Source organism: Streptococcus oralis, from assembly GCF_023109005.1.
Taxonomy (GTDB): domain Bacteria; phylum Bacillota; class Bacilli; order Lactobacillales; family Streptococcaceae; genus Streptococcus; species Streptococcus oralis_BU.
Window position 1 is genome coordinate 17,915 of sequence record NZ_JALDTU010000002.1, and the last position, 17,491, is coordinate 35,405.

Consider the following 17,491-nt stretch of genomic DNA (forward strand, 5'->3'; position numbering starts at 1 on the left):
ATATATAGGACTGTTTTGTTTTAGATAAGTAACCAAAAATTTTTTTATAGCTAATTATCCTCAATTATGTACTTTATTTAAGTGAATACTGAAATTTTTAAAAGCTCTTCATCTACTATGAAACGTACTTTATTTAAGTGAAAGCTAAAAACTTTTCAAATGTACATTTTGACAAAATAAGAACACTTTAAATAATATAAAGTGTTCTTATTTTTTTATATCTTTTTTAAACTGTACAAAATGTTCTTGCTTTCTTCTGTATCCTTTGCAAATTGAACATGCCTTTTTATTTCGCTTTCTGTACGTCATTCTTTCTTTAACTTGAATTTTATAACGATGATCTGGATTTTCTTGACATATCCACCATACAGACATATTACTCAACTCTGTGATTTCAGTTGGATTTGCTATTAGGAGGTTATTTACATAATCCCACTCATTCATTAGACTTTGTTGTGTTGTTGCTAAGTCGTTAAACCCTTTTAAAACTTTTTGATTTCTACAATATGGACAAGAATTATCTCTGTAAAATTTTTCTTTAATGACTTGCTGATATTCTCCAGTACATACAGGACATTTCCACCATGCGGTATATGTTGAATTAGCCCTTACTGAAGACATTTCTTGTTTATTTAATGTAGACCATTCTTTAATTAACCAAGGATGTGTTGTTTCTAGATCGTTATAACCCTTTGCAGTCTTCTTAAATGAACAATACGGACAACATTGGTCGTTTTCGTGGCGTTCAGAAATTTTCGCTTTAAAATTCCTGTGACATTTTCGGCAATTCCAATCAACTAATGTATTTGAATCATAAAAGAAAGTGTAAATATCTCCGTTAAGTTCTTTCACCCATTCATTGATTAAGTACGGCTTAACATAGTTTACTGTTTCATTTGGTTTAGGGAGTTTTTTATTGTAGTAAGGGCATATAGAGTTAAGTTTACTAGAATTATTTTTTGTAAATGCCTCTAAAACAATCCCTAATCTTTCCTGAAATTCTAAATTGCAACAATCACAAATCCAAGTAAATATTTTATTCTCAGCTTCAACCGATCTCGTCACCTCATCAGTTTTTATTAAGTTCTTGCTACTCCAATAATCACATAATTCAGGATAAATATCTGGAATTGTATTATAGCCTTTTAATGCTTGTTCGTTATTGCAATATGGACAAGTATTAGGCACTTCTCTTCTAATTGGAATTGAACACAAGTATTCACCTCTACAAACGGAGCAATTCCACCAATATTTTTTTGTTTCAATGTGACTCAATGCTAAATGAACAGGCAATCCATTTTTATCGCTCCATTCTTCCTGTAATTATGGAAATTGTAGAGTATATAATTGTTAAAAACAAGTGTATCCCAATCACAGTTGTTGGGACATGTTTCAAAATTACTATTCTCTAAGTCGGTTCTTGAAATCATTTCAATAGGACTGTAATAAAAACTGACATGGCAACAAGGGCATTTCCAATTTATACATTCAGAAGACTTATACCAGTATTCAGAAATAGATTTATCATTACTTTTATCCCAAAATTTCTCTAAATAAGGATGAGTTTCTTGTAAAGTATTATACCCTTTTAACATCAACTTATCATCACAATAAGGGCATTCTTCAAGATGCCTTTTAACAACACAACAGTCATATTGACCATGACACTTAAAACACTGCCATCTTACTAAGATGTCGGATAAGCTATCAATCATATTACTTTTTACAAGAGTTGGAATAAATTGCTTAAAAAGATTTCTATCTGTATGTAATTCCGATAAAGTATCTGAAATAAAAAAGAATGCTGATAAATCAACATTCTCTTCTTGTATTTTTGAGAAAAAATGTTCCTTTTGTCTGTTTAGCTACCAAAAAGATACCATATAACCTTATTTAAAAACAGTTGATTTGCTCTTGCTGATGTATTCATTTTTATATTCAACAACGTCCTCAATAAGCTGTTTCTTTATTACTTGAATATATTTTTCCATGTATTCAAAATCAATAGTACCACTTTTTGTCACTGGAAGTTCAATATCAATATTTGAAATAACATCAAGAGCAAAAGAAGATTGACCCCAAGAAAAATTTGTAAAAGCTTTTTTCATCGAACTAATTAAATACAAAGCAATATTTTCTGTTAATTTCCCATATTTTTTATTTAACTTAAATATTTGAATCTTATCTCCTGTAAAGTAGGCATTTGGTTGATAATACATAGTTACAGTATCTTGACCGAAAGAAATAGTATTGGAGGGATTTAAAAATTTTTCATCAAAATCAATATATCCTCTGATTCCATTTTCACCTTCTCCTCTAGCAACATATGGGAATTCACCGTTAAAAGTAACAATATTCGCATTTATCTTCTTCTTAGTAGGTAGGTATGATATCAAAAAAAGTTAACTACAGAAACAACGGAATTAAATTTGATTTTTGCGCTAAAATGATGCGCACGTTTAGAATAAAACAAGTATTAAACTTAATACAATTTTAACATAGCGGAAAAGAGGTGTAAAGAATAAATACTCTGAAAAGCTTGTATACATTTTTGATTCGTGCACAAGTATGTAAATATTGTAAAACAATTTCAAAATGTGGTAGACTAGATATGAATTTTGATGGACGATAATTAGGTTAGAGAAAAGGTTACAGATGGAAAAATTTGTTTTTATCGGAATGCTAGTGTTCTTGGCATTTGTGTTTATTGGAATATTGTTTTGGCTGCGTTTTAGAATGAAGAACACCTTTGAGAACGGTGTTCCAGTGTACGATGCCCCAGCAAATAATCAGACTAGGACGAGTAAGCTAAGCGTAGGAGAGTATGCAGTGCACATAATTTTAATACTAATTAGCGCTGTAATTGCCTTTAAGGTCATGAGCATGTTCCGTCATGGGGCGGCGCCAATTGGTGCTGCTATAATCACGCCTTCTATAATGTCGCTTTTCAATGCACAAAGGAGAACCGGGAAATCTTGGATGGGTATCGTTGCAGTGCTTATGATATTCGTGTTTTTGATGTTTGTATATATAATTATAGGTCTACCTGATAACGCACCTCCACTTAAAATTGACGGAACTGAAATTCATCTTACAGAGACTAAGATTTCGGATTTGATAGACAAGGGGTTTGAAATTTATGTGTCAAATGGTAGACATGATTATCCTAATTATAACGAGCTTTTGACAACGGGAAGCTATACTAAATACCAAGGAGCTGGGGTTAGCGTACCAAACGGCTTTAAGTCATATGACTCAGCAGTTACGCGATCTACCTATCTTCTTGTAAAGAAGAATGTAGTTCTCGGATGTATAGGTGTTTACGGAGATAAGAGGAAGAGTACGGAGCTGAAGGACTGTGTAGTTACGCAGGTTTGCTTCGATTCTGAGTGCACAGCTGTTGCCAAAAAATATGAAATTTCATATAATATAGATGGTATAGATTTGCTAAAGAAGCTTGACGAAAACGAGTTCACGAAAGTATTTGGGAAAAAAATATGGCTGACTCCAAGCGAGCCAAGAGATGAATATTTGGGTCATTATGGCGTGCAGTGGGGAGCAGGTAACAATGAATTCTTTTGGAATCATTATTTTATGAATTTAGACCTTGATTCTAATAATGATATAGTTAATTTTAATTTTAGTTCTAATATTGCAGCAGAGCGATAGAAGAATTTGCAGGGATAATTAGGCAAAATGAAAAAGAAAAAAGTACTAAGTAAGACAAAGTATGCTATTTATCTTCTAGTGGTCCACCTTATATGCATACTTTTCACTATAAGCAAAATAGTGATACCTTCATGGGGTCACTGGTTAGAGACGACACGCTTTCTTTGGACAAGCTTTCCTACCTATGTATGCGTGTTAATAGCCATTCTCCCAATGGTATGCTTTTGGCCATATTTGATTAGTGCAGATTTTAAGCCGGGTACAGCAAAGACCTTGCTTGCGACTTTTGGTCTAATAGTAGGTAACGTGACTCTGATTTTGATATATACGACTATTTTGCACAAGGTATTATAGGTATAAAAAAATCCCTTTATAGGGATTTTTTGATTGCTTCAAGTAGCTCGTCATATTCTTCAAATGCTGGAACCTCTGGGTGATCCTTCTTGATTGATTCGGTGCTTCTAAACAAGAATCCTTGTGGGTTTCTCCTTGAAAGAAGTCGGTTTAATCGACGGTCAAGGCAGTTGATTTGGTTAGTCCAAATTATTCGGCAAGCCATAAATACTCAAATTTCTCCCAATAACATTGTCATCATAGATAGCTTCCCCTTATCACTTTGTCAACCAGTCCGTAACCATAGAGCACATGTTTTTAATGAACTAGCCGACAGATGACTTACTAGAAAATTGTTCTCAACCATATGTTTTAGCTGATTTAGCTTATCTTAGCTATGAACTCAGAGAACAGTTGAAACAGAAAGGTTACCATCTTTGGACGCCTTTACGTCAAAATATGGCAAGAGCTAAACAACATAATCATTTGTGCTTTTTTTGATGTCGAACAAACACTAGCTAGAGGCTTAACAAGATTGTAGTTGAGAATGGAGCAAATTGTACTGACTTATAATCTGAGATACTTTGAGATTAACTAGCACCACGAGTAAAAATCTATATCTTACTATCAATAAGACCTTAAATGAGCAGCAAAAAATGTACAATTAAACCACCACTTCTTCTGCACCTATTAGAGTAAAAAATGTACAAATCAATTTCTCAAACTTGATATTATGATAAACTATAAAACATACAAAATAACACTCTAAAATAATGTACAAAACAAAAATAAAGTACACTCCTTAAAGAATGTACTTTATGCTTCTAATTCAGTTGTATCAATGGTTTAGCTCTTGTTAAGTCAATTGTACATAAACTTTTAGTTTTTAAAATAGAAAAAAGACTCAGATCTATGAAATACAGAGCTAAGTCTTTAAAGTTTCTACCGTGAATCATTATCTAGTACTCTTTCTAGTTTCCAAATACTAAACCAGAATGAAATGGTCAGCAGAATAAGGAAAATAGTAAAGAGAGTGTTATCAACGAGACTTTTGTTTATTTTACACAATTGAAGAGCTATATAGGGAGCCATGGGGTACAAAATACATTGTATAATTGCTATCATTTTCTTTTTCATGATTTTTAATCTTACTGCGTAGATTAAGTACAGTAAACTCCTTTCTAGCTTTATCATTTCTAACTTAATTATGGTACATGGTATAAAAGTTCAATTACTTGTATGTGAAATATCTTATCAGTGAAAAATAATCGATCTCATTTCTGAGAATCGGTTTTCTAAATACATTAAGAAAGTATTTTACATAATTTATGTTATGCAAAATACTACAACAACAAATCTTTGACTTTTCCAATTTCACTTTTTGGAATCACTAGGTGAATCATATCACCCAGATACATTCTAGTTGAGCCGTTAACTGTTTGGCTTTTGCCATTATGGACTTGGGTGGTGATGAGTACGTTATGTGGCAAGTTGAGTTCGTGAACCTGTTTTCCAGCGATTTTATCTGATACAGGGATTTCAATTAGGGTAACTTCTCCTTCGTCTGTTGCTTCTTCTGGCAGCATTTTTTCTAGCATGGCCTCATAGACTGGCGCCCCTTTGAGTAGATCCATGACGATGTAAGCAACCAAGGTTACCAATCCAAGTGGCATGAGGTTGCGAATATCTCCAACCATCTCAGTTACGAGGATCATGGCAGTTAAGGGAGCCTTGGAAATTGCCCCAAAGTAGCCACTCATTCCCAGAATGACAAATATAGGGAATTGTTCCTGACTGACAAGCCCAAGATTGACACAAATGACACCAACTAGGGCACCAAGTAAGGACCCAAGCGCCAGAATGGGAAGGAAGATTCCTCCTGGGAGGCCACTTCCATAGCTAATCATGCTCCAAACAAAGCGAATCAAAAAGTAAGCTAATAGAACTTGAAAACTAAAATTTTGCTCAGTTAGGGAAAGAACAAGCTGATTTCCACCACCAAGAATTTGTGGCAAGAAAATCCCGACTGGTATGATAAGGATAAAGGCTAGGATTGGATAATAAGCTTTATCCAAATGGATTTTTTGACCAATCCAGTCATAAATTCGACCAACATTGAGTACAGCTTTCTCATAGAGAAAACCAGAAAGCCCGAGAAAAACTCCCATAAGGAGGTATATCCAATACTGGTCTAGGGTCATGAGAGGGATGTTATCTGGCATATCCAGTACGGGGGTTAGGCCAAATATGAGCAGAGAAATAAAGTTTGCTACGAGACTAGCTGCTAAAGTTGAGACCCAAAAAAAGCGTGAAAAATGGTGGTAAACTTCTTCTATAACAAAGAGAAGACCTGCGATTGGTGCATTAAAGGCAGCTGCTAATCCTGCTGCAGCACCACTGGCAATCAAGGAACGTTCCTCTACTGGGCTAGATTTGAGCCACTTGGCAATGCCTTTACCACCAACTGCTCCAAGTTGAATACTTGGCCCTTCTCTACCTAGCATAAGGCCACTGGCAATAGCAAGAATCCCTAGAATATACTTTTTCCAGAGGACACTCCACCAGTTAAGAGTCATGAGTCCTTTTAATTCGGCTTCGACTTGAGGAATTCCTGAACCCTTGATATCTTTTTCCGATCGAGTCAATTTCGCACTGAGCCAGCTAACAATTAGATAAAATAGACCAATGATAAAAAGATTGCGGACTAGGTGCGCTTGACCTTGATAGAGTCCTTGTATCAGGTGGAAGCCCTTTTCAATTAAGAAACGAAAAGAACCAACGATTAGCCCGACAACTAGCCCGACGATAAGTCCTCGCCCAACTTGGGATAATATGGTACTTGAAGCAAAGGCAAATTCTTTCTTGGATCGGAGTATTTCTGACTGTTCTTCCATAATCATTTCCTCCAATTTAACTTTCTTTGTTTGCTGCGACCAGTGATTTTATCGGTTCAAAACTGGTTCGATGAATTGGGGTGACTCCTAGTTTTTCGAGACCATCTAAGTGTTTTGCCGTTCCATATCCAGCATTAGCAGCGAAATCATATCCAGGATACTGGTTGTTATAATCCTTCATTAGATTATCCCTTGTCACTTTGGCAACTATGGATGCGGCTGCGATAGAGAGCGAGTTGGCATCTCCTTTGATGATGGCTGTTTGGGAAATCGGTAAATCAAGCTGCATGGCATCGATCAAGAGGTGCTCAGGTTGGGGACTGAGCTGAGAGATTGCTTCCTTCATGGCCAGTTTGGTCGCTTCATAGATATTGACTTGGTCAATGATGTGATTATCCATGATACCAATACCGATTGCCAAGGCTTGGTCTTGAACGGCTTGATAAATTTCCAGATGTTTCTTTTTAGGGATCTTCTTGCTGTCGTTGAGGCCTCTAATCTTACAATTTTTTGGCAAGATAACGGCTGCAGCGACTACAGGTCCAGCAAGAGGACCACGGCCGACCTCGTCAACGCCTGCTATTAAGCTTAATCCTTGTTTATAAAGTTCTTTTTCATAGGAAAGCATGGATTCCAGGCGAAGGTCTTCATCCAGTTCAGCCTGAATGGCTTTTTTACGCTTGCTGATTTCCTTTTGGACTCCAGAACGAGGATCCTTTTCCAGTTCAAGAAAAAGGGGATTGTCTAAGTCATTAACCCGAGCAAGAAGTTCCTTAATTTCTTTAATCGTCGTCATCGATATCATCCAATGTATCTAAGGTGTAGTTGCCGAGTTTTCCATCACGAACTTCCTTGACGAAAAGACTGTAAAAACGGTCATAGTCGTCACGGAAACCAAGGGCACGGGTCATATCCATGATGATAACAGGTGCTTCTTCTTCTATCTTCATTTGTTTGAAGCGTTCAGCTAGCTTTTCTGGATAATGTTTTTTGAAATAATTGAGACCAAAAATGGTTACTTCATCCATTGGAAGCAATTGGTCTTTAATTGCTCCAGTTAGGGCTAGTTTCAGTGCGACAGCATCATCTTCAAACTTAGGCCAAAGAATCCCTGGTGTGTCTAGGATTTCAAGGTCTTTGTTGGTTTTGAGCCATTGTTGTCCCTTGGTAACACCTGGTTTATTGCCGACAACTGCAATCTTTTTCCCAGCCAAACGGTTCATCAGAGTTGATTTACCAGCGTTTGGAATTCCGATAATCATGGTCCGCAAGGTTTCAATCTTGATACCGCGTTCTTTCTGGCGTGCAATCTTATCAGCCATGAGCTTTTTAGCAGCATCTGTCACAACTTTTACAGTCACTTGCTCTTTGGAGTTGATAGCCAGAGTTTGGATTCCCTGTGATTCAAAGTACTGACGCCATTCTTTGGTCATTGCTGGGTCTGCTAAGTCCGCTTTATTTAAAATCAAGAGTTTTGGTTTGTCACCCACAATCTTGTTTAACATAGGATTTTGACTAGATAGAGGTAAGCGAGCATCCACCAAAATCGTCACAAAATCAACAAATTTTAAATTCTCCTGAACTTGTCGCCGAGCCTTAGACATGTGGCCCGGAAACCATTGAATTGTAGCCATAAATTTCCCTTTCCGACTGAAAAACGTAGTAAAAACGTTTTCTTTCCTACCATCTATTCTATCATAAATTAGGAACTTTTGCACAGGCTTGGACCACAATAAATGACAAATAGTAATCGTGTGACACATCCTTGATACCAGTAAGGATTGACTTGACTTTTTTTGATGATAGGTATATACTTAGTGTATACATTTTTCTGGAGGTAGAGCAATGAATACAGTAAAGACTCGGAAGGTAGGGAATTCTCTCACTGTGACCATTCCTAAAAATTTGGGTATGACAGAAGGTCAAGAAATGGTTGTCTATAAAGGGATTGACGGAGTCATTGTCTTAGCTCCAAAATTAAAAGATCCCTTTGATGGGATTACTGATTTGAGAATGACAAATGATTTTGAAGGGGTAAGGTCACTTGATAGCGAAATCTGACTATATTCCTGAAAAGCAGGATATCATTTGGCTGGACTTTGATCCATCAGTCGGTCGGGAAATCCAGAAACGGCGACCTGCCTTGGTAGTTTCTAGGAGAGAATATGCCTTGCAAACTGGTTTTGTAGCTGTCTGTCCTATCACTCATGGCCAACAACGTTTGGCTGAAAAAGGCTTGCTCGTTCCTGTCTCGTCGGACAAGGTAGATGGCGCTGTCAATCCATTTCAACTGTATACCTTTGATTTTCGGATGCGTAATGCTCAAAAAATAACAAGAATGGACACACAATGTTTTCAGAAAGTCGTCCAACTTTACCAGTACATCTTTGGAGATACTTAAATCCTACCATGCATAGACAAGGTAGGATTTTTTCTATATGAGTAACCTATCTAAAAACGGATGAAGACAATTGAGGAGAATCCCTCTAGTCCAACTTTCTTGTGCAGATGATAGATGTTCTGCCTGAAGGCATTCTTTTATAAAATCGCGGACTTGTTCTGGTGCAATTTCAAACTCAAAGGCTTTCATCTTGTAGAAAAAATCGATGAGATGCTCAGATAAGTATTCATCTGAAAAGAGTACTTCTCCACTTTTTCGATATTCTAATAGAAGCCGAGAAAATCTAGCTTTTTCATCAGGCAAATCTCGAAAATAGGAATTAAGAAGCCAAGTCTGCTTCTGCTTTCGTTCAATAGGATCTTGATTTGCAATCCGCTGATCCTTTTCCAGCTCCTTTTGGTTTTGTTTAGCCTTGATAAACCGTTCGTCTCTATTTTTTCCAAAGAGGATTTTCTCCCATTTTCGTTCTTCTTGTGTGAGAGTTTCTGTAAAGCCAAAGTAATCTTGATAGGCGCGTTCAGCGGGTCCCATGGCAAGAATGAGGTTGTCAGCGTATTGCTTGGCGATTTTATCTCTCTTCTTGCGTTCTTTCTCTGCTTGAATCCGTAAATGCTGCTCGTAGTCGATTTTCTCCTTGCCTAGTTTGACAAGGTAGAGTTGGTCATCAGTCTTGCCAAGTAAAAAAGGTTTGATACACTTTTCCAGCACTTCTTCCATACGAGCCTTCTTCTTTGGCTCTGCCTTGATCCAACTTCCGCCTTGAAAGACCTCTAGGAAGAGCTGATAGTCTCTCTCAGGTGTGAATCGATTGCCACGATTGGCTTTGAAAACACCTTTTTCCCAAAACCATTTTAGAAGTCGTTCGTCAAAATCACTTTTATTGACCTTGAATTTTTCCTTCTTTTTTGCTTTTCTAGTTAGACTTTCAAGCTTTCTGAGCAGTTTTTCTTCCTCTTCTAACTGCTGGTCAAGGCTTAATCGATGAAAATGGCGAACACAGTCACTGCCGATAGGAAAGAGACGTTGTCCTGTGACATTGTTAAAGAGTTCGTAACCGTATTTAATCGCATTTCCGCAGACGCAATTGCTACGACCAATACCATTAAAAATCAAGGAAACTTCATTCCATTCCTTGGTAGCTTGATCCCAAGTATCAGCTTTTGAAGCCTGTAAAACTGCATCATGAAGGGATTTTCTAACTGGAAGTGTCATGAGGTCTCCTTTATAGGTTATACTTTTACAACTTGAACCTCATCTTTGCCGAGTAAAATCAAGTATTTTTCTATGTTTTCAATCGAATAAGCTCGTGATAAGGCCTCACCATAGAGGGCTAACTGACCACGGTAGCGGTCTATGAGTTGACTTGGTTCATCGTAATGGTCTGTCTTGTAGTCAAAAAGAACGATACGATCCTCATAAAGCAGATAGCCATCCAAGATCCCACGAACAACGAAATCTTCCTGACTCTTTTGATCTTTTTTGAGCATGGAGAAAGGTTGCTCGCGGTAGAGATGGCTGGTATTAGCGAGAATCTCCTGACCAAGTGGTGTGTCAAAGAATGCTAGAATTTTAGAAAGATTGATCTTGTCTCTAACAACTGGACTAGTTTGAACTTGTTTGAGAGTATCTTTCAGGCTAGCAAGTGTCAGTTGCTGACTGAGGTCAATTCTCTGCATGAGTTCATGAGTGGCACTACCAATCTCTGCTCCAGTTACCTTTTTTTTAGTTGAAAAATCAGGTAAATTGAAGCTGATTTGCTTCTCTGGTGATTTGGTTTGGTTAGTAATTTCTACCCCTTCCATATCCATAACGGGTTCGTAGAATTTCTTGATTTGGCTTGGGGTTTGAACACTTGGTAGTTCAATAGCTGCGCGGTGAAAAGTATTATAAACTTCCACCTCTTTCAGCATTTCCAGAGCTTCTTTGATGGTCTCTGACTGACGGTTGCTTGATTGAGAGCTATCTTGTAGAGGACTCTTGTTTTCCAACTCTCCGATAGCTTCTCTAGTCAACTGGTCTTCACCAATAAAACGATAGCTAAAGTTGAGATTGTCCTTGGCAAATACTTTGCTGATAGCCCATATCCAATCTTGGAAATTTCTTGCTTGCAGTCTGGTATTGCAATCTAATTTTCCATTGTTTGCTGCTGGGTATTCCTTTGCTTCCAGCTTTTCACGAGAGCCCTTACCGACAAGATAAAGTTTTCTCTCCGCCCTCGTCATGGCAACATACAGCAGACGCATCTGCTCTGAATAGCTAGCCAATTGTAATTCTTCTTCATTCTGCGTATAAGTTAGACTGGGAATGGAGAGTTTGATGGTTTTAGGATAGTGTACTTCCACTGCTCCTGTTTCCACCTTGGCAATATATTTGACACCAAGCCCATTTTGACGACTGAGAATGACGTCTGACATCGAGTCTTGTTTGTTGAAGTTCTGATCCATGTTGAGGATAAAGACATAAGGAAACTCCAATCCTTTGCTCTTGTGAATGGTCATGAGTTCTACGGCATCTTTAGGCGGCGCGACGGCTACGCTTGCGAGGTCGTGCTGGGCTTCTAGGACTTGGTCAATCATACGTATAAAACGTGACAATCCCTTGAAATTACTCTTTTCAAACTGGTCCGCTCTCAAAGCTAAAGCATAGAGATTGGCTTGTCTAGCAGGACCGTTAGGCAAGGCTCCAACATAATCATAATAAAAACGGTCGTTATAAATCTTCCAAATCAAGTCATAGAGAGAGTGGGTTTTGGCATACAGGCGCCAAGAATCCAAAATATCCATGAATTGATTTAGTTTTTCAGCTAGTTCTGTGTGGATCAAATTTTTCTGGCTAGCTGCTTGTTTTTGAGCATTGACCAGTTTCTCATAGAGATTTTCTTGGATTTTGTCCTCTGCTTTCTGAAGGGACAAGCGTGCCAACTCGTCCTCATCAAAATCAAACATGGGGGACTTCATAAGGCCAACCAAGGCATAGTCTTGCAGAGGATTGTGGATGACACGAAGAGTATCTAGCATGACTTGTACTTCTAGGGATTGGAGATAGTTGTTTTGCTCGCCGTCTGTTTTAACAGGAATCCCATACTCAGACAAAGCGAGGAGGATCTGGTCATTACGACTGCGACTGGAAGTCAAAAGGGCAATTTCCTTAAAGGCTACACCATTCTCTTGATGGAGCTTCAGGATTTCCTTGATGACTAGGCGCATTTCTCCTGTGAGTTTCGTGTCTGCATCACTTTCTTCTTCCTCTTGCCCACTATCGTCCTTATCGTAGAGGAGAAATTCTGCCTTATTTTCTGGATTGGGAGTTAGTTTAGTATTGGCAAAAACAAGTTGGTGCATGCTATCATAGTTGATTTCGCCGACCTCTTGGTCCATAAGGCGTCCAAAAACATCGTTGGTTGCCGATAGCACTTCTGAACTACTACGGAAATTTTCCTTGAGGAGAATCAATTTACCCTCTTTAGGATTTTGCGCATAGCATTGGAATTTTTCATTGAAAATCTGCGGGTCTGCCTGACGGAACCGGTAGATGGACTGCTTGATATCTCCCACCATAAAGCGATTGTGGCCATTCGACAGCAATTCCAGCATCCGTTCTTGAATGTGGTTGGTATCCTGATACTCATCGACCATGACTTCATGGAATCGCTCCTGATAAACCTTACGGACTTGTGGGAAATTCTCTAAGATCTCAATGGTATAATGACTGATATCAGCGAATTCAAAAGCATTTTCCTGGCGTTTACGTTCTCGATAAGCCTCCACAAAATCATTCATAAAGTTTTTGAAGGTCTTAGCTAGATCCCAGGTGTCTCCATGATAACGCTCTTGATAGTCGAGAATGGTTATCTGGTCTGACAGTTGTCCTAGTTTAGCAAACTGGGCCTTTCTCTCATCGTTATAGGCATCAGCCAGTGGCTTCAAATCGGCCTTACGACTAGAATTAGCTAGAGCTCTACCATTTTTTTCTTTCGAGATGGCGACAACACGCGCAAGCACTGCTTGATAAGCCTGACTATCGGATTCTTGATTTAAGGAACCAATTTCATCCAGAACCAACAGCACATTTTCTAAATAGGTAGCTTTTGGAAACTCCTTGGCATCGTTATCCAGATGATAACGGAGGAAACTTTCCAAATCCCATAGCGCCTGTTTGATTTGCTCAGTTAATTTGTCTTTTTCAATTACAAAGTCAGCTTCTTCAAACCCTTTGAGGAAAGAGTTACTCAACCATTTTTGTGGACTGCTGGTGGATTGAAGAAAGTCATAGATTTTGTAGACTTGCTGACGCAGACCTCGTTCATCCTTGCCACGCCCAGCAAAATTCTTCACCAAACGACTAAATTTCTCTTTATTTTCGTCTTGATAATGCTCTTCAAACACCTGATGAAAAACTTCGTTTTTTAAGATTAACTGTTCACTTTCATTTTGTAGAATACGGAAATTTGGTGCAATATCAATCAGATAGCCATGTTTGCCAAGAAATTTTTGTGTGAAGGAGTCCATGGTTCCGATTGCCGCGTTTGGCAGATCTGCCAACTGACGTCCCAAGTGTTGTTTGAGATCGACATCATCGGTTTCTTGGATTTGTTGGCTGATTTTTTTCTCCAAGCGTTCTTTGAGTTCGGTAGCAGCCTTAACGGTAAAGGTCGAGATAAAGAGTTGGCTGATTTCCACACCACGTGTTAATTGGTCCAGAATGCGCTCGGCCATAACAAAGGTCTTCCCTGAACCAGCTGACGCTGAAACAAGGATATTTTGCCCTGCAGTATAAATGGCTTCGATTTGCTCGGCAGTTTTCTTTTGTTCCTTGCTCGAATTCGCTTCTACTTCTTGCAGTTTTTGAATTTCTTCCTCACTTAAAAAGGAAATGAGCTTCATCGATTCAACTCCTCTCTCATTTTTTCAAACCAAGCTTGCTTGAGTTTTTCTCCGACCAGACGCTTGCCATCAGCTAAGTCCAACTTCTCTAGGAAACGAGCTTGACCCAAGTGGTAATTAGCCTCAAATCCTGTGATGGCTTGGTGTTGCTGGACGTATGGGGCAATACTTCTGCCGTTCTCTGTGTAGGGATTGATGGCGAACTGGCCTTCTAAAATCTTCTCAGCTGCCTTCTTGTAAAGATGAGCATTATAGTCTAGTAAGAGCTGAAACTCCTCGTCTGTCAGCTGATTGGTCTTGTTTTTGTTGTAAAATTCGCCTAAATGACTGCTTTCTTTTTCTAAAAAGAGCCCCTGGTATTTCATTGACTTGCTGGCTTCTGCTACTGCTCCAGCCAAACTCTTAACGGTCAGCAGAGATTGGACAGGTTCAGCCATTTCCAAGTACATAGCGCCGAAAAAGTTCTGCTCCCCTTCTCTTTTTAGGGCAGCAAGATAGGTAGGCAGTTGGGAATTGAGCCCATTAAAGAAATGAGGAAACTGGAACTGGGTCAAACTAGACTTATAGTCCACCACACCTATAGCACCATCTGCTTTCAGGCGGTCAATGCGGTCAACCTTGCCTCGCACATGAACACTGCGACCATTATCCAATTGAATAAATGCCTGATCCTTGCCACCAAATGTTGCCTCCTCTTGGATGGTTTCGATGGCTGGATTATGACGAAGGATGTGGCCCGTAGTTCGTGCAACATCAAGCAGAACTTCCTTGGTAAACTGGGCTTCCAAACTTTCCTGATAAATAGCCTCAAATTCCCGTTCTTGGCTGGTTTCCTTGATGGCTTTTTCCAAACGTTGGTCAAACGGATTTTCAGCAGGCAGTTTCAAGGCACGTTCAAAAATACGGTGCAAGAAATTCCCATGACTGCGAGCATCAGGACGTAGGCGCAATTCTTCCTGCAAACCTAAGACATAACGGAGATAATAACTATATTCATTGCGGTAAAACTCCGTCAAACCTGAGGTAGACAGGTAAAACTCCTTGTCAGCTGGATAGAGAGCCTGCAAGGTATCCTTTGCTAATGGCTTGCTGCTTGGACTGGTTGGAAGGGCGGGATTTGCAAGGCCTTTCTGGTCAAGTTTTTTCCCCATGACACGCGCCAAGACCGTGACAAAGGTCACATCTTGTTCATTTTCACTAGAATCAGCTTGCTGATGATAGGCAACGAGACTAGACAAGAGACTGTGATAAGAACCCATATCTTCTTTGCTAAGCTTTTTATGGTTCATCCTCTTTTCTCTTCGGCTAAATCCAAAACTCACCAGTTCATGAAGATAGGCAGATTCCTTGCTCTCATTTTCATTGAGAAGACTTGGTGCTGACAAAATCAATTGTTTACGAGCGGCATTGACTAAGGAAAGCATGGTATAGCGATTTTTCTTGAGGTTTTCACTGCTTGCAATCAGTAATTGCGCACCCTCTTCTGTCGCTTGGTTTAAGGTCTCTCTCTCTTCGTCTGTCAAAAGGCTAGTATTTTGCGCAATTTTTGGCAAATAATCCTGAGTCAGCCCAATGGCATAGACAAAGTCAGCAGTCAGTGGTGCAATCAAATCGTAACTCTGCACCAGAACAGTGTCCACTGTCGCTGGAATGGTGCGATACTGAGATAAAGTCATACCTGAGTGGAGCAAGGCTAGGAAGTCCTCCAGACTAACTTGTGAACCATCAAAAACGGTCGCAAATTGTTCTAAAACATGACAGAAAGCTTTCCAAACTTCGGCTTGTCTTTCCTGCTCTAGGACTTCCATAGTGGATGTCAAACCTTGCATCTGCTTGCTTAAAGCAGCATTCTTTAGAAAAGCACTCCACTTTTGCAAGAGATGTTCAGCCTTCTGTTTTCGGCTGGCAAATAAGGTTTCAAGAGGAGACAAAACCCACAAACGAATGGCATTCAAGCGTTCCAAATCAAACTTTCCGTGGTGGGATTTGGTGAAGGTTTGCTGAAAGGCTGGCAAGCCATTGATACCAAGATAGAGGAGGTATTGTTCAAAGGCATCGATATCAGCTTGACTAAGATCAGTATACAAGCCAGTTCTGAGGAGATTAATCAAGTCCTCCTGACGGAAACGGTAGCGTTTCAAACGCAAAATAGACTCCACATACTGGGTCAAGGGATGATGAGCCATAGATTCGCTTTTACCTAGATAGAATGGAATCTGGTACTGGTCAAAAATGGTCTTTAAGGACAACTGATAAGAAGCCACATCTCCTAACAGAATCCGAAAATGCTTGTAACTCAAGTCTGGATTGTTATGTAATTTCTGACGGATGCTGCGAGCTACCAACTCCAACTCTTCCTTCTGCGTCAAGCAAGACCAGATTTGCAGATTATCACGGTCCTTCTCATCGACATCCAAGGTGACTTCTGAAAAGTCATAAGAAGACTCCAGCAAACGAGATGCCTTGTCAAAGCTATCCATTTTGTCATGAGTCTGAGAGCGGTCTTGGGCAGGCGTCTGGTATTTGGCACCTAAATGATGGAGAAACTCTACACTGGCTTGGTAGAGATTTCCTTTAGTGAACGGACTGGTATAGGACTTCTTGCTTGCATAAGCACCAATAATAATCTCGGCACCTTTGCGATGGAGTAGATCCACTACACGCTCTTCCTCAGCAGAAAAACGGGTAAACCCATCAATGACTAAGGCAATCTGACTGAAATCACTACTTACCTTATCATTCTCAATTGCCTCAATCAAATGGGACAACTGACTTCCCTGAGCCAACTGGTTTTGAGTGAGATAGGCCGTTACTTTCTCGAAAATCAAGAGTAAATCTGCCCGCTTATCCTCATCGGTCAAACTTTCCAAGTCCAAAAAGCTCATCTGAGCAGTCGTAATCTCATGATAAAGTTCAACCAACTGCTGGATAAATTGAGGATCCTGCTTAATCGCACCATAAACACGTAACTCTTTGGGATCAAGTTCAGCAAGACATTTATAAAAAGCCATCCCAAGACCAATATCATCAAGACTGGTCTTGGCAGGCAAAGCATTCAAGACTAGGTAACGAGCCATTTGAGCAAAGCGCGTGACGGTAATCGCAAAAGAAGCCTGCTGGGACAAGCATTCCAGCACGGCACGTTCCTTTTCAAATGAAAGAGAGTTGGGTGCGATGAAGAAGACTCGCTTGCCTGCAGCAACCAGCTCTTCCGCCTCTCTGGTCAAGATTTCTGTCAAAGAAGTCCGAATATCAGTATAAAGTAATTTCATCTCTGCCTCGTTGGAATTTTTCATTACCTTTTATTATAC

At 39.3% G+C, this 17,491-nt stretch carries 11 protein-coding genes and 1 pseudogene; 4 read left to right on the forward strand and 8 right to left on the reverse strand.

Annotated features, from left to right (window positions below):
• Positions 1-207: 207 nt before the first annotated feature.
• On the reverse strand, positions 208-1,293 hold the full coding sequence (locus M1F56_RS02615) for a zinc-ribbon domain-containing protein (RefSeq protein ID WP_247916769.1): 1,086 nt from the start codon (positions 1,291-1,293) through the stop codon (positions 208-210).
• Between the two features lie 596 nt (positions 1,294-1,889).
• A complete protein-coding gene (locus M1F56_RS02620) occupies positions 1,890-2,396 on the reverse strand; it encodes a restriction endonuclease subunit S (protein WP_247916770.1) in 507 nt (168 codons plus the stop codon).
• A gap of 259 nt (positions 2,397-2,655) precedes the next feature.
• Here M1F56_RS02620 and M1F56_RS02625 point away from each other — a divergent pair, with 259 nt between their 5' ends.
• Both M1F56_RS02625 and M1F56_RS02630 read left to right on the forward strand, forming a co-directional pair.
• Positions 2,656-3,669, forward strand: coding sequence for a hypothetical protein (locus M1F56_RS02625; RefSeq protein WP_247916771.1), 1,014 nt, complete (start codon positions 2,656-2,658; stop codon positions 3,667-3,669).
• 473 nt (positions 3,670-4,142) lie between these two features.
• Positions 4,143-4,543: pseudogene (locus M1F56_RS02630) on the forward strand (transposase); the annotation flags it as partial.
• A gap of 802 nt (positions 4,544-5,345) precedes the next feature.
• Here the strand turns inward: M1F56_RS02630 and M1F56_RS02635 are convergent.
• Genes M1F56_RS02635 through ylqF form a run of 3 tightly spaced genes read right to left on the reverse strand, consistent with a single transcriptional unit; the run spans position 5,346 to position 8,530 of the window.
• Positions 5,346-6,896 (reverse strand): ClC family H(+)/Cl(-) exchange transporter, encoded by a 1,551-nt coding sequence (locus tag M1F56_RS02635; protein WP_247916772.1) that lies wholly within the window; start codon positions 6,894-6,896, stop codon positions 5,346-5,348.
• Between the two features lie 16 nt (positions 6,897-6,912).
• The gene (locus M1F56_RS02640) at positions 6,913-7,692 is read right to left on the reverse strand and encodes a ribonuclease HII (protein ID WP_247916773.1); all 780 of its coding nucleotides are present in this window, start codon (positions 7,690-7,692) and stop codon (positions 6,913-6,915) included.
• Positions 7,679-8,530, reverse strand: a complete 852-nt coding sequence (gene ylqF / locus M1F56_RS02645; protein ID WP_143989584.1) for a ribosome biogenesis GTPase YlqF — start codon at positions 8,528-8,530, stop codon at positions 7,679-7,681. The genes M1F56_RS02640 and ylqF overlap by 14 nt, the downstream gene beginning before the upstream one ends.
• Positions 8,531-8,741: 211 nt before the next feature.
• Between ylqF and mazE the strand changes: the two genes are divergently transcribed.
• Complete coding sequence (gene mazE, locus M1F56_RS02650) at positions 8,742-8,957, forward strand: type II toxin-antitoxin system PemI/MazE family antitoxin (protein WP_001098942.1); 216 nt, start codon at positions 8,742-8,744, stop codon at positions 8,955-8,957.
• Positions 8,941-9,297, forward strand: a complete 357-nt coding sequence (locus M1F56_RS02655; RefSeq protein WP_000560798.1) for a type II toxin-antitoxin system PemK/MazF family toxin — start codon at positions 8,941-8,943, stop codon at positions 9,295-9,297. Before mazE ends, M1F56_RS02655 begins: the two co-directional genes overlap by 17 nt.
• A 33-nt stretch (positions 9,298-9,330) precedes the next feature.
• On the opposite strand, the gene M1F56_RS02660 is transcribed toward M1F56_RS02655, so the two are convergent.
• From M1F56_RS02660 to rexB, 3 genes are read right to left on the reverse strand one after another with little or no spacing between them, the layout of a single operon-like run.
• Positions 9,331-10,509, reverse strand: coding sequence for a hypothetical protein (locus M1F56_RS02660; RefSeq protein WP_247916774.1), 1,179 nt, complete (start codon positions 10,507-10,509; stop codon positions 9,331-9,333).
• A gap of 17 nt (positions 10,510-10,526) precedes the next feature.
• Entirely contained in the window at positions 10,527-14,180 is a 3,654-nt protein-coding gene (gene addA / locus M1F56_RS02665) for a helicase-exonuclease AddAB subunit AddA (RefSeq protein WP_247916775.1), read from the reverse strand.
• Positions 14,177-17,452, reverse strand: a complete 3,276-nt coding sequence (gene rexB, locus M1F56_RS02670; protein WP_247916776.1) for an ATP-dependent nuclease subunit B — start codon at positions 17,450-17,452, stop codon at positions 14,177-14,179. Before rexB ends, addA begins: the two co-directional genes overlap by 4 nt.
• Between the last annotated feature and the right edge of the window lie 39 nt (positions 17,453-17,491).

What these genes read in the sequence shown, in the direction of transcription:
- M1F56_RS02625 (WP_247916771.1), top strand. Translation starts at nt 2,656, where the DNA reads ATGGAAAAATTTGTTTTTATCGGAATGCTAGTGTTCTTGGCATTTGTG.
- M1F56_RS02635 (WP_247916772.1), bottom strand. Translation starts at nt 6,896, where the DNA reads ATGGAAGAACAGTCAGAAATACTCCGATCCAAGAAAGAATTTGCCTTT.
- M1F56_RS02640 (WP_247916773.1), bottom strand. Translation starts at nt 7,692, where the DNA reads ATGACGACGATTAAAGAAATTAAGGAACTTCTTGCTCGGGTTAATGAC.
- ylqF (WP_143989584.1), bottom strand. Translation starts at nt 8,530, where the DNA reads ATGGCTACAATTCAATGGTTTCCGGGCCACATGTCTAAGGCTCGGCGA.
- mazE (WP_001098942.1), top strand. Translation starts at nt 8,742, where the DNA reads ATGAATACAGTAAAGACTCGGAAGGTAGGGAATTCTCTCACTGTGACC.
- M1F56_RS02660 (WP_247916774.1), bottom strand. Translation starts at nt 10,509, where the DNA reads ATGACACTTCCAGTTAGAAAATCCCTTCATGATGCAGTTTTACAGGCT.
- addA (WP_247916775.1), bottom strand. Translation starts at nt 14,180, where the DNA reads ATGAAGCTCATTTCCTTTTTAAGTGAGGAAGAAATTCAAAAACTGCAA.
- rexB (WP_247916776.1), bottom strand. Translation starts at nt 17,452, where the DNA reads ATGAAATTACTTTATACTGATATTCGGACTTCTTTGACAGAAATCTTG.